Consider the following 13,618-nt stretch of genomic DNA (forward strand, 5'->3'; position numbering starts at 1 on the left):
TTCGGGTCGACGGGCCGTGGCGGCCCCCGACCCGAACGGGCGCGGCGGACCATAGCCGTCCCGCGCGCCAGCGAGGCGATCGGCCCCGGGCGGAAGTGTAAAGCAGACGTCATCTCCCCCGCGTCGGGTGCGGTAGACACGACACACGGTCGTGATCGAGGAGAGCGCCCATGCGAATGATTCCCAGCAAGAACATGGGCTCGGTCAGCGAGCTGACCGTCCTGGTGGACGTCCGGCCGGAGCTCTGCGACAGCCGGGCGACGATGACCCATGGGACGCGGCTGCGGATCCTGCTGCGGACCCTCTACGGAATCCGCCGCGCGGCGGTCGAGGAGAGCGTCGACGGCCGCCTTCCCGGTCCGCTCGAGTCGCTCGAGTTCCTCCACTTCGTCCGATTCGCGCTGCTCGACAACGACACGAAGTTCCTGCTCGGCGTGACCTTCGACGGCGCCTGGGAGCCCTACATCCGTGCGATCGCCGAACGCGCCGGGCCGCTGCTCGACGTGATCTTCTGCCACACGGTCGACTACAACGCGCACGCGTCCGACCGGGGCTACCTGCGCTTCTCCGAGTGGGTGCGCGGGCATCAGGTCGAGGCCGACTTCTTCTTCGCGGACTCGCCCGGAACGACGGCCCGGGACGTGCGTCTGCTCGAGGCGTTCCACCAGCGGATGATGGGGCAGGCGGAAACGCCGCCGCCGACCGCGGGACCCGAGGACGTGCGTCGCGGGATCAAGGCACTCCACCAGCTTCACGGCCTCGACGCCTACTTCCCGGCCGAGCACGAGAAGAACTTCCTGCGTCGGACGGCGCAGATGATCCTTTCGCCCGTGATCGACGGGATCGAGGCGCGCTTCGACGAGTACGAGGCGTTCGGGACGGGCCAGCACCGGGTGCACGCGCAGCAGATGGACTGGATCCGCAAGCAGGACGAGACGCCCGGAGCACCTTCTTCTTCAGGCGCACCGATCGATCCGGTCGCCGTTCCGTGGCCGCCGATTCCGAAGCGCGACGAGCGGAGGACGGCGCCGGCGCCGCCCGGCGATGTGCAGGGCAACATCCTGACCGGGTACGAAGGGATGACCCACGGCGCCACGCTGCTCCTGCAGATCACCGATCTCCCGCTCGCACAGCGATTCCTCCGCGAGCTCGAGCTCACGCGGGAGGGCGAGGCCACGCCAGACGTGACGTGCAATCTCGGCTTCACGTATCGCGGACTCGAACGACTCGGCCTGCCCGAGGAGGATCTCGAAGACCTGCCCTTCGAATTCCGGCAGGGCATGGACGCGCGCGCCGGGTGGCTCGGCGATCTCGGGGTGAACCACCCGAGCCGTTGGACGCTTCCCCGGCGCAACTGGCCCGTCGACCTCGCCCCGCAGGCGCTCCGGATCCGGATGTCGAGCGTCGACTTCGTGATCCAGCTCCAGACGCGAGCGGGCTGCTCGGAAGGCGACGATCATCTCTTCACCGAGGCCCACCCGCTCCACGATCTGATCGCGGCGCGCTTCGGCGACGAGGCGCGGCACGGCGTCCGGATCCTCGCCGTCGAACCCACCCGGCACGTGGGCGTCGCCGAGACCGAGGGCAGGCCGTGGGGCATGGAACATTTCGGCTACCTCGACGGCGTGAGCCAGCCGGCGGTCGAGTACCTCGCCGACGAGCGGACGCCGTCCCGGGATCGCATCGCCCTCGGCGAGCTGCTTCTCGGCTACGGCGACGACAGGGACGGCGTCCAGGCGGAGTGCAAGCCGGCGTTCCTGCACAACGGCAGCTTCCAGGCGATCCGCAAGCTCTCCCAGGACGTGGGCCGCTTCTGCGAGATCATCGACGGCCACGCGCAGACGTTCCCCAAGCTCGCCGAGGCGATGATGGGCCGACCGCTGGCGCGCTCGATGTCGGGGCGTCCACTCGGGGACGAGGTCGATCCGCTCGTCGACGCCGAGCCGTCGAAGGTCGGTCGCCTGCTCAGTTACGGATTCGGTAAGGGGCCGCTCAGTCGCGCGGACGAGGTCGCGCCGGATTCCCACGTCCGCCGCTCGAACCCGCGGAACGGTCCCTGGCACCGGAAGGACCGCGTGCGAAACCGCCAGCGGCCTGCGCTCCCGCGGATCGCGCGGCGCGGCATGCCCTACGGCTCCGAGTTCTCGGCGGAGACCGAAGGCGAAGCGCGCGGGATGCTCTTCAGCTGCTTCAATGCGAGCCTCGCCGATCAGTTCGAGGTCGTGCAGCGCTGGCTCGCCGGGGCGAATTCGTCCGGCGTCGTGGGGCTGCGGAGCGATCCCTTCATGGGGCTCCCGAAGCCGGGGCAGCACAAGCACTTCGCGCTCTTCGACGAGGACGGAAAGGTGGTCGACGGCACGCGGGTCGATCTGGGCGCGACGCCGCTCGTCCAGCTCGAGTGGGGTCTCTATCTCTTCACGCCGGCGCCCTCGGCGCTGGAGTCGCTGACGAGCGTCGATGCGAAGGCGCTCGCACTGGCGGATCGGGCCTCGGATGCGGATGTCCGGGAAGGGGAGGCGGTGATCGGCCGGATGGAAACGCTGCTCGAGGTCGAGCGCGCGCGGGATCCCGAGCGCGCGTACTTCGTGATGGCGCTCCGCTGGAAGGCACTGCTCGAGGATCTGTCGGCGCGGGAGACGAGCCGAAAGGTCTGGGCGGCGATCCGGGCTCGCGGGGGGAGTCTCGAAACGCCCTACGGCGTGCTCGTCGGCTCGCGGGAACAGATCGGAAAGATCTTCGCGCATCCGCGCGACTACTCGGTGAGCGGGTACTGGGCTCGCATGCGCGACTCCCTCGGTGAGCACTACCTGGGGATGGACCCGAATCCGGAGGCGATGGCGGCCCACGCGAACGCGCCGGCGCGGGTTCAGCAGGACGGGTTCCTGGCGGTGGTGGACCGTGATCGTTACGCGCGAGAGGCGACCCTTGCGAACGACTGGATCTCGCGGATCGACGAGCGTGCCGCCTTCGACCACGCCTACGCCGAGGCGCGCGCGGTGCTCGAGCTGATGGTCTGGGCGGGCGCCCCCATGGCCGAGGACATCCCGCCGACGCCGGACACCACGGTCGTCGACGTGGGGCGGCTCGTGGACGAGACGGTCGCGCGCATGTGTACGAAGTGGTTCGACCTGCCGGTCCCGCACCGACCCGAGCTCATGCAGTTCGGGACCCCGCCCCCGACCCGGGCTCACAACCCCGACAACTTCAAGTCCACGGCCCGCTACATCTTCTCGCCCAATCCGACCGACTTCGTTCGGAAGGACGGGCAGGAGAAGGGAACCGAGCTCCTCGAGGGAGCGACGCGCTTCGTGTCCGAGATCCTCGCCGGCGACGCACCGCGGCCCGAGGGCACGCTCCTGGCGGCGCTCCTCGACGCGAAGGCGGAGCTGATCTCCGCCGGGATTCCCGCGCGGGGATTCGCGCGGTTCTGCGCCGGGATCCTGCTCGGGACGATTCACGGCTTCGTCGGCCCGGTCGGTGGCAGCCTGACTTCGCTGCTCAACGAGTGGATCAAGGACCGGGCGCTCTGGCGACGGCAGCTGACGTTGCTCCAGGCGTTCCCGGATCCGGAGATCGAGCTCACCTGGGACGACGTCGCGCCGCTCTTGCTCGCCGACGTCGAAGAAGGGATGCGCATCCAGCCCTTCCCCTACGTGTTGCACCGCCTCCCGGTTCGCGACGTAGTGCTCCGGCAGAAGCCGCGCCCGCGTGGGGATCGCAAGGACGGTCCGGCGCCGGACGCCTACGACGTGCGGGTCGAGGCGGGCACGAAGATCGTGCTCGGCATGGTCTCGGCGGCCCACGACTCGACCCGGGTGACGGGCGAGGACGACATGCCGATCGGGGACCTGCTCTTCGGCGGGGCCTATCCCCGGCCGAACGGGGGCTACGAAGGGGAGAAGTCCGGGCTGCACGCCTGTCCGGGCAAGGCGATCGGCATGGGCACGATCCTCGGCGTCCTCGCCGCGCTCACCCAACAGGGGAACCTTCGACGGATCGCGCCGCTCAAGCTCGAACTCACGCCCTTCACGCCCTACAAGCAGCGGGTGGAGACGGGCAGCGATCGGCTGGCGGTGATGGCGGCCGCGCTTCGCCAGGCCGGAGAGCACGCCCTGGAGGCGCGCACCGGTCGTCGGCGGGCGCGCGAGGAAGCCGCGAGGGGGGCCGATGAAGCGGCCCGGGCGGAGCGGCACGAGCGGGCCCGGGCGCGTGTGCGGGAACGTCGGGCGAGGTGGGACGCGTTCGTCGCCTCGGGCGGGGAACCGGAACCGCGAGAAGACGACGCCTAGGGTCGGCCGCTCAGCCGCGCTCGAGCGATTCCGCGAGGCGGCGCGCGTCGGCGGCGTACCACTCGAGGCCCATCCCTTCGAGCTCCGGAAGCGCGATCGCGAGTCGCTTGCCTGCGAGATCACGTTCGCCGCGGTGGGCGAGGATCTCGGCTTGGGTCGCGATCGTGAGTGCGGACTCGCGGCGAGAGCCCCTCTGCACCGCCGCGTGGAGCGCGCGATCGAGGTACGCGTCGGCGCGATCGGGCTGGTTCGGCGTCTCGCGCGCGGTGATCCGGGCGAGGACGCGCAGCGCCATCCCTTCTCCGAGGGGATCGAGTCGCTCGGCGCGTTCGAGCGCGCGCTGCGCGAAGCGGCGGGCGACATCGAGGCGTTCGACGCGGACGTAGGCCTCGGCGAGGCAGCCATAGGCGAGCGAGATGTAGAGCTTGATCTCCTTTTCCTCGAGCCAGTCCGTGGTTCGGCGCAGCGTATCGAGCGCTTCCGGGTCGCCCTCGAGCATGAAACGCGCGAAGGAGCCTTCGGTTCGTCCGCGCCCGAAGAGGAAGGGGCCGTTCATCCGCTCTCCGGCGGCTTGCACTTCCTTCGCGATCTCGAGCGCCCGCTCGAAGCGCCCGAGCAGGAGCTGGGCGGTTCCCTGGAAGGCGAGGCAGGATCCAGCGACCGGATGACCCGTGCCGGCGACGGCTTCGAGGGCTTCCCCGAACCATTGCTCGGACATCGGTGTGTCGCCGCGCTCGGCGGCGATGAAGCCCTTGCAGGCGAGCGCGTAGGCAGATCCAGTAGGCGCGCGTGAGCGTTCCTTGCCGTTGCGTGCGTCTCCGTTTGCCGAGTGGAGGCGGCGCTTCGCCTCGATCGACTCGTCGAGCAGTCGCTCGGCCGCCTCGTACTCGCAGGTCGCCGCTCGACTCTCGCCGATGTTCGCCCGGATCTGGGCGACGAGCTTCTCGTCGCCCGCGCGCTCGGCCACCTCGAGGCCCTCGTCGTAGGCTTCGAGCGCCTCGCTCATGTTGCCGAGGGAGTAGTGAATGAAGCCGCGCCAGAAGAGCGCGTGACCGACCGCGCTCAGGTCGCCCAGGGCCGTGCCGATCTCGGCCGCGCGGGCGAGCATCTCGGTCTGCTCGCGCGCCGGGTTGAAGACGCACGCGAAGGCGCGGCGCTTGCTGACCGAGAGCCAACGCCGCTGGTTCTCCTCCGTCTCGGGGAGATGATCGAGGGCGTCGAGGGCGTTGCCGTACTGCAGGCGCGTGCGGTCGAGGGCGGCGGTGGCCCACGCGCGATCGCCGGCGCGCTCGGCGTAGCGGCTCGCGCGCTCGAAGTCGGCGGCGCCCTCGTAGTGATGGGCGAGGCTCTCGAGGGGAACGTCCGGCCCGTCGCCGTCCTGGTTCCCCTCGAGGATTGCGGCAACCCGCGCGTGGTATCGCCGTCGGTCGGCCAGGCGCACCGAGTGGTAGACGACGTCGCGGGTGATGCCGTGCTTGAAGCGGAGCGTGCCGCCGACGACGCCGGGATGGAGCAGGTCCGCGTTCGCGAGGTCGGAAAGGAGAGGGGCGCCTTCCGCGAGACCGGTCAGGCCCTCGAGCAGCCAACAGGGCACGACGTTCCCGATGACCGCAGCGGCGCGGAGTGTCTCGGCCTGCTCCGTCGGAAGCGAGTGCACACGATCCTCGATCAGCCCGTGGAGCGTCGCCGGGACGTCACCGGCCTCGATTCCGGCTTCGTCCCGCGGCCGGAGGCTGCGGCAGAGCTCTTCGAGGAAGAGGGGGTTCCCTCCGGAGCGGACGTGCAGCCGTCCCGCGGTGTCGAGGTCGAGCCCGCTGGGCGCGAGCAGGTCGATCGCGCGGGCGGATTCTTCGTCCCGAAAGGGCTCGAGCTCGATCCTCCGCTCGTCGCCGTGGGGCGCGTCGCTCGTCTCGGTCGGGCGCGTCGCGGTGATCCAGAGGAGGGGCTCGTTCGCGAGCATCGCCTGCAGCGCACCCGCGGCCACGCGCGAGGCGTCGTCCGACCACTGCCAGTCGTCGAGGAAGAGCACGATCGTCTCGGTCTTCGCGAGCGCAGACAGCAGCGCGGCGAAGGCGGCGAGAGCCTTCGCGCCGCCCTCGGCCCGGGCGGACGGGTCGCCATGGCGGCCGGTCGGTCGGACCGAGAGCAGGGCCAGCAGCTCGAGCGCATGGGGCGCGAGTCCGAGGGCCTCGAGTCGGTCCTCGACGTCGGCGGCCTCGACGAAGGCCTTCGGATCGGCGGAGAGATCGAAGACCTCGCGCATGATCTGCTGGAAGGGCCAGAGCGGGGCGATGCTGCCCTGCTGTTCACTGTAGCCGGAGAGCGTTCGAGCGCCCGACTCGCGCGCGCCTTCGACGGTTCGCGTCTTCCCGATCCCCGCGTCGCCGACGACCAGGACCCGTCGAAGCCGACCGTGTCGCGCTTCCGCGAAGGCGGTGCCGAGCGTGTCGAGGGCTTCTTCGCGTCCGATGAAGGGCGTGAGTCCGCGTCGCTGGCTGGCCTCCCAGCGTCGCGTGATGCCGGTGGTTCCCGACACGCGGTAGACCTCGACGGGGGCGTCGATGCCCTTCAGCGAAACGGGCGCAACGGATGCGGTCTCGAAGAAGGGGAGGTGACCGACGAGCGCCGTCCGACTCGCGAGGATCTCGTCGACGCCGGCGCGGCTCGCCAGGCCCGCCGCGGTGTTCGGGGCGTCCCCGACGAGCTCGAGGGCGCCGAGGATCGCATCGCCTTCGCGCACGAGCACCAGTCCCGCATCGAGCCCGGAGTGCATGCGCAGCTCGAAGCCCCGCGGCGTCAGGTGCGTGACGTCGAGGTCGCGAATCGCCGCGTGGAGATCGAGGGCCGCTTCGGTCGCGCGACGCACGTCGTCTTCGCCGGGATCCGGATGCCCGAAGACGGCGAGGACGCCATCCCCGTGGAACTGGGCGACGGTTCCGCCGTGATCGGCGATGGTCCGGAAGGCCGCTTCCTTCACGTGGCCGAGGATCTCGTCGAGGACCTCGGGATCGATGGCGTGACCGAGGCGGGTCGAGCCGCAGAGGTCCGAGAACAACACGGTCATGTGCCGACGCTCGTCGACACCGTCCCTTCCGCGCTCGAACTGCCCGCCCGCCCGACTCATCGCATCCGGAGTGTATCACCCAGAACACGCCGCAGAGCGTGGGGTCCGACGGCATTCGCCGATCGAGCGGAATCGCGGTCGAAGGAGTTAGGCGCGCTCCCGCGCTCGTGATCCTCCCGTCGGAGCGGCGAACGAAGCTACGCTTAAGTCGATGAACCTCCCGCTCGATCGTCTGGCACGTCCCTTCGTCGTCCTCGCCGAACGCTTCCGTCCCGATCCCTTCGTCTTCGCGATCGTCCTCTCGTTCGCGACGCTCGCGATGCCGGTACGGCTCCTCTCGTTCGCGGGACGGCAGGCGTGCAGGATCGCGGGGGACTGCTCCGTCGCATTCGTGTCGGCGGGGGGTGTCTCGGGGGCGGGTTGCTCCTGATCGGAGCGGACGAGTCCTGTCCGGCGGTCGTCCGGGACCCGGGCCCTGCTAGGTTTCCGCGCCATGCGCCTCCGCCTCGATCGCCTCGCAGGACCCTTCGTCGCGTTCTCGGAACGTTACTACCCGGACCCGTTCGTCTTCGCGATCGGCTTGACCTTCGTGACCTTCGCAATGGCCGTCGGGGCGACGCCCACCACGGCTGCGGAGGCGCTCGCGCTCTGGGGGACCGGGCTCACCGGCTTTCTCGGTTTCGCGATGCAGATCTGCATCGTCCTCGTCGCGGCCCACGCGCTGGCCCACACCGACGCGGTCAAGCGCGGGATCGACGCGATCGCGCGCTGGCCGCGTTCGGCACCGCAGGCCTATGCCCTGATCTGCGTGCTTGCCGGGCTCGCGAGCATGATCGCGGGGGCGCTCGGGCTGATCGTCGGCGCCCTCGGCGCCGTCTCGATCGCGCGGGAGGGCGCCGCGCGCGGACTCGCGCTCCACTTCCCGCTTCTCGTCGCGAGCGCCTACGGCGGGTTCGTGATCTGGCACATGGGCTATTCGGGGACGGCCCCCCTCGCGGTCGCCACGCCCGGCCACACTCTCGAATCCGTCATGGGGCTGCTGCCCGTGACGGAGACGACCTTCACGGTCTGGAACCTCGGGCTCGCCGCGTTCACCCTCACGGCCGTCGCGCTCGTCTGCAGCCGCCTCGGACCGGGCGACGACGCGATCGTTGCACTCGACCCTGCGGAGGCGCCCGGCCTCGAGACGCCGGAAGAAGTCACGTCGCCGACGCTCGGTGACCGGCTCGATCACGCGCGGGGCCTGTCGATCGCCCTCGGCCTGCTCTTCGCGGCCTTCCTCTACACCTGGTTCCGGGACCGGGGCTTCGCGCTCACGCTGAACCTGGTGAACTGGTCCTTCGTCGCGGTGGGGCTCCTGCTCGCCCGGTCCCCGATCCACTACCTGCGTCTGATCGAGAACGCGAGTCGGACCCTCGGTCCCGTCGTCCTGCAATACCCGCTCTACGCCGCCGTCGTCGCCCTGATCACGCAGACCGAGCTGGTCGGACTCTTCTCGGACGGCTTCGTGGCGATCTCGACGGAGCGGACCCTCGGCTTCTGGGCCTTCGTGTCGGGCGGCGTGCTGAACTTCTTCGTGCCGTCGGGCGGCGGGCAGTGGGCGGTCCAGGGACCCATCTTCCTCGAGGCGGCTCGGAGCCTCGGGGTCGCGGACGCCGTCGTGGTGATGGGCGTCGCGTACGGCGATCAGTGGACGAACATGATCCAGCCCTTCTGGGCCCTGCCGCTCCTCGCGATCGTCGGACTCGATGCCCGCGCGATCATGGGATACTGCTTCGTCATCTTCCTGACGTCGTTCGCTTGTCTGGGCGGTGGATTGCTCCTGCTGGGCGCCGGATAGGAAGCCGGCGCATCCATCGCCCGCGCGCGCTAGGCCGAGACGCCGCGTTCGCCGAAGACCTTGCGGGCGAGGATCATCCCGTCGATCACGCGCGGAAAGCCGCCGTAGGGGATCAGCGAGATCATGATCTCTTCGATCTCGGCGGGGGTGAGACCGTGGTTCAGGCCGACGCCGATGTGGATCTCGAGCTCGTGCTTCATGTTCAGCGCGGTCAGCGCCGAGATCACGACGAGGCTGCGGTCGCGGCGGGAGAGCTGGGGGCGGGACCAGACGTCGCCGAACGCGTAGTTCATCATGATGTCCCCGAGGTCGCCGTAGCCGTCGAGGATGGACTGCTCCGTCGCTTTCTTGTCGAGGTCCGGGTCGCCGACGATCGTGGTCAGGACGTCGAGCGCGGCGGCGCGCCGCTCGCCATCGTCCATCAGAGAGGCGGGGGAGCGAGGCACCTCGCGGTGCTCGGTGTCCTCGCGTTCGGCGATCACCTCGTCGACGACGTTCTGTGCGGAGAGACAGCAGGGCATGCCGACGTAGGCGCTCAGCTGGACCAGGATCTCGTCGACCTCGTCGTAGCGGAGACCATGGTTCAAGCCGCCGTGGACGTGCTGTCGCAGCTCGGACTCGCGCGCCATCGCCGTCAGGGCCGAGATCACGATCGCGCTCCGGTCGCGGCGGGAGATCGCGTCGCGGATCCAGACCTCGCCTGCCGCGGTGCGCAGGGCGATGCTGCCGAGGGCGCCGCGGCTCTCGAAGTAGTCGGCGATCTCCTGCCCGGCTTCCGGCGAGCCGGCGATCGTCGAGAGGGCATCGAGCCCGCGTTCGGCTCGCGTCTTGGGGTCGCTCATGAGGCCTCCTCGGCCTCGCGCGTCCGGCATGATCGTCGGTCGAAGCGAGGCTTGCTCGTCACGCGAGTCACGCTATCGCGGCCGGTCGTCCCCGCAAGATCGCGTGAATGGCGTTCGCCCCGCGAGACGCTATCCGGCGAGCTGGTCGGGCGAGTAGAACTGCTTCGCCCAGCGGCGGAACTCGGCGAGGAGCGTGTCCGCTTCGCAGAGGACGGGCTCGGCGCGGTGGATCTTGTTCGACCAGATCCGCATGTCGTCGAACACGCCCTTCGTGATGTTGTCCATCCACTCTTCGCCTGCGACGTCGACGGCGTTGTTCGTCGTCGTGAGCGCCCAGCGCGAAACCGTCGTGTCGCGATCGATCGGGCTCGTCGACGTGAACATGTAGAGGCCGACACCAGGGATGCCCGAGCTCTCGACGGTCCCGAGACCCAGGCCATAGGTCTCGCGAACGAGCTGCATGTCGAAGGTCCCGACCGGCGTCTCCTGCTGGCTGTAGCTGACCGCGTGGAGGACGCGGCCCTCGTCTTCGAAGGAGATCTCGGTGTCCGGGGTGCCGCTCATCTTGTGGACGTACTGGAAGTGGACCGGGTCGAGGTTGTTCTCGGCCATGTCCTGGAGATGGACCGGGACCTCGATCTCGAAGGTTCGGACCGGGGACCAGTCCGGATCGTCGTAGTGGGGCGACTTCGGCACTTCCCAGTCGGGCGCCTTGCCTTCGGCGTGGTGCCAGACGTAGATCATGTGATTGAGCTCGCGGACCTCCCAGGCGCGAACGCGCGCGCGGGCCGGGATCCGGGCGCAGTAGGGGATCTTCGAGCACGCGCCGGATTCGCCGTCGAACTCCCAGGCGTGGAAGGGGCAGCGAACCGACTCGCCCTGGACGCGCCCGCCTTCCGCGAGATGGGCCCCGAGATGGGGGCAGTAGGCGTCGAGGACGCGTGCCTTCCCGGAGCGCGTGCGGAAGAGCACCATCTCGTTGTCGAAGTAGCGGATGCGCTGGACGTCGCCGACGCCCAGGTCCTTGCTCCAGGCGACGGCGTACCAGCCGTTGGGAAAGCCGGGCGCGCCTCGGTCCTTGTTCTCCATCGGGAAATCCTCGTCGATGTCTCGGGTCCCGGAAACGTAGCGCCCGGACGAATCAGAAACCGGCGAATTCGCGGAGCGCGGCGCGCGGGTCGAGGTCTTCGATCACGCACTGGGAGCGTTCGAGGAAGCTCCGGGAGAGCGGCTTGTTCTCTTCCGGCTCGTCCTCCGGGAACATCACCAGGGGGCACGAAGCCGGCGCCGCGTAGGCGGCGTGGACGCGGTGGAGCAGCCAGGCCTCGTCGAAGGACCCGGTCTCGGCGCCGAGGGCGGCGCGGGCGTCGAGATAGCGCTGGATCAGGTCCCGCTCGTGCGCCCGCCGGTTCTCGGGGGAGAGGGCCATCGTGATGAAGTAGCCGACGTCGCGCATCGGCGTGCCGAGTTGGATCAATCCCCAGTCGAGGAAGCCCACGCGCCCGCCTGCCCGTCCGTTCGGATCGAGGAAGAGATTGCCGATGTGGCTGTCGCCCTGGAGGACGGTGATCGGGCCGCGCATCCAGATCTCGTCCAGGGTCGATCGGTGATCGATGTAGAGGTGCGCCATCTCGGCGTAAGGGTCGCGGAGCTTGTCCCGGTGGTGGTCGAGGCCGTACTGGAGCATCCAGATGCCCATGTCGCTGTCGCCGCCCATCGGCGCCACCCAGGGCACATTCGCGCGACGCGTCGCCTCGTCGGCGAAGCGCACGTGGAGCGCCGCATAGTCGTCCATCGCCGCCGCCGCCTGATCGACCTCGATCCCCGTCGTCACGTCGGCGAGGGTGCACGCCGTCGGTCCGAGATCCTCGAGCAGCAGCACGAAGCTGCCGTCGCGCTCGTCGAGGCGCGCGACGTAGGGGCGCGGGACGCGCATCGGGACGGTGTCCGCGAGGTGGCGGTAGAAGAGCGCCTCACGGCGTCCCATCCCGGTGTCGACGATCGTCTTCCGGCGCTCGGGATCGAGGGGGAGCATCTTGAGGAAGAACGTCTCGGGCAGGTCCTCGGCCTGGTCGTAGCGAACGCCGAGCTTCGCGTTCGAGTTCGTGCCGTGATGGATCTCGAGCACGTCGACGGAACACACGCGCGTTCCGGGGAAGCGCTCCGAGAGCGCCTCGGAGAGCCACTCGGGGGTCACGTCCGCGGGGGTCTCGGGCAGGCGGGCTTGGGCAGACATGGAAGAAGACTAGCGAGGTGTCGCGACGGGAATCAGGCGTCGGGCGCTCGCGATTTTCGCCCAGCCTGGCGCTCTGTGGTGATAGGATGAATCGAACCCGTGGAGGCCCATCATGCGGACAACCCTAGGAATCTCGATTCGCGTACTCGCAGCCCTGGCTTTCGGAGCCTCGGCGGCCTCGGCCGCGGTCCATACCGGCACGATCGACGGCGACGAGGCGCAGGCCGCGACGTGTAGCGCCGGCAGCGTCTCCCGAATCGTGGGGACGTGGGCCTACGACGACGTCACGGGCGTCTTCAGCTGGAGCTACACGTACGGAGACAACGCGCCCGCCTACGACGATGGTGACCTGCTCGGATCCCCGAGCTCCGCGCACTTCCACGGTCCGGCGGCGCCGGGCGTCGGCGCGGGCGTGCGTGTCGGAACGACGACGGTCAATCCGAACACGGACTCGACGACGATCTCGGCGGGCTTCGGCACGGAGCTGCTCTCCGAACTCTGGTATCTGAACGTGCACTCCTCGACGTGCACTGGCGGCGAGCTGCGTGGACAGCTGCTCGTCGACGCGCCGACGGCGGTGCCTTCGATCGGATGGCCGGCTGCGCTGGTCTTCACGATCGGGCTGACCGGACTCGGCTCGCTCGCGTTGCGACGGCGGGCGAGGGAAGTCTGACCGACGGCGGTGTGGACGCCGCTCAGCGTCGAACGGCGGAGACGATCATCCCGATCGCCGTGTCGATGATGCGCGGATCGTCCGGGAAGTCGGCGTCGTTGCGATAGGCGCGGCCGGAATAGTCCGACTGCAGCTGGCAGATCACGTCGGCGGTCGAAGAGACGTCGAGATCGCGCCGGAACTCGGCGGCCTCGATTCCGCGTACGAGGATCGAAGCGACGAGGTCCCGGTGCGGGCCCACGCGGTCGCGTCCAGCGGATCCCATGCGGGCGAGCTGGAGCGCCGGGTCGCCGCGCAAGAGCGCGGGCAGCAACGGGTGACTCCGGCAGAACTCCACGGAGCGTCGGAACATGCCCTCGAGCGCCTCTGCCGCGGACTCCTCCGTCCGCGGAACCATCGCCCGGACCCAGTCGCGCACGATCGCCCCGAGGACCTGCTCGATCAGCGCCTCCTTGTTCTTGAAGAACTGGTAGAGAAGGCCGTTCGAGACTCCCGCGCGTCGGGCGATCTCGGTCACCGTCGCCCCGGCGTAGCCGAGCTCGCCGAGGCATTCCTGGGCCGCCTCCAGGATCCGCGCACGCTTGCGTTCGCTCTCCTCCCGGCGCCGGCTCGGGGCGGGTGTGGCGGGGTCGGTCGGGGATTGCGTCAGGTGGGCGGACATCGCGGCCTCTCCG

9 protein-coding genes are annotated in these 13,618 nt (G+C 69.6%); 4 read left to right on the plus strand and 5 right to left on the minus strand.

Going from position 1 to position 13,618, the window contains the following annotated elements; translation table 11 throughout:
• Positions 1-170: 170 nt before the first annotated feature.
• The gene (locus NXI30_17935; GenBank protein ID MCR9096109.1) at positions 171-4,289 is read left to right on the plus strand and encodes a hypothetical protein; all 4,119 of its coding nucleotides are present in this window, start codon (positions 171-173) and stop codon (positions 4,287-4,289) included.
• A 10-nt stretch (positions 4,290-4,299) separates the two neighbouring features.
• Here NXI30_17935 and NXI30_17940 read toward each other — a convergent pair whose 3' ends face one another.
• Positions 4,300-7,413, minus strand: a complete 3,114-nt coding sequence (locus NXI30_17940) for an AAA family ATPase (protein ID MCR9096110.1) — start codon at positions 7,411-7,413, stop codon at positions 4,300-4,302.
• 151 nt (positions 7,414-7,564) lie between these two features.
• Here NXI30_17940 and NXI30_17945 point away from each other — a divergent pair, with 151 nt between their 5' ends.
• Together NXI30_17945 and NXI30_17950 are read left to right on the plus strand one after the other, a co-directional pair.
• Positions 7,565-7,783, plus strand: coding sequence for a hypothetical protein (locus NXI30_17945; GenBank protein ID MCR9096111.1), 219 nt, complete (start codon positions 7,565-7,567; stop codon positions 7,781-7,783).
• A 63-nt stretch (positions 7,784-7,846) separates the two neighbouring features.
• Positions 7,847-9,193: a TIGR00366 family protein gene (locus NXI30_17950; GenBank protein ID MCR9096112.1), complete on the plus strand. Its 1,347-nt coding sequence runs from the start codon at positions 7,847-7,849 to the stop codon at positions 9,191-9,193.
• Positions 9,194-9,222: 29 nt separating this feature from the next.
• On the opposite strand, the gene NXI30_17955 is transcribed toward NXI30_17950, so the two are convergent.
• From NXI30_17955 to NXI30_17965, 3 genes are all read right to left on the minus strand, one after another.
• Positions 9,223-10,035 (minus strand): carboxymuconolactone decarboxylase family protein, encoded by an 813-nt coding sequence (locus NXI30_17955; GenBank protein ID MCR9096113.1) that lies wholly within the window; start codon positions 10,033-10,035, stop codon positions 9,223-9,225.
• Positions 10,036-10,164: 129 nt separating this feature from the next.
• Positions 10,165-11,124 (minus strand): Rieske 2Fe-2S domain-containing protein, encoded by a 960-nt coding sequence (locus NXI30_17960; protein MCR9096114.1) that lies wholly within the window; start codon positions 11,122-11,124, stop codon positions 10,165-10,167.
• A 52-nt stretch (positions 11,125-11,176) separates the two neighbouring features.
• The gene (locus NXI30_17965) at positions 11,177-12,271 is read right to left on the minus strand and encodes an aminoglycoside phosphotransferase family protein (GenBank protein MCR9096115.1); all 1,095 of its coding nucleotides are present in this window, start codon (positions 12,269-12,271) and stop codon (positions 11,177-11,179) included.
• A gap of 112 nt (positions 12,272-12,383) precedes the next feature.
• Between NXI30_17965 and NXI30_17970 the strand changes: the two genes are divergently transcribed.
• Complete coding sequence (locus NXI30_17970; protein MCR9096116.1) at positions 12,384-12,944, plus strand: CHRD domain-containing protein; 561 nt, start codon at positions 12,384-12,386, stop codon at positions 12,942-12,944.
• Between the two features lie 22 nt (positions 12,945-12,966).
• Here the strand turns inward: NXI30_17970 and NXI30_17975 are convergent, their stop codons facing one another.
• Positions 12,967-13,605, minus strand: coding sequence for a TetR/AcrR family transcriptional regulator (locus tag NXI30_17975; protein MCR9096117.1), 639 nt, complete (start codon positions 13,603-13,605; stop codon positions 12,967-12,969).
• Positions 13,606-13,618 lie beyond the last annotated feature (13 nt).

It is taken from the genome of bacterium, from assembly GCA_024742285.1.
GTDB lineage: Bacteria > Myxococcota_A > UBA9160 > UBA9160 > UBA4427 > UBA4427.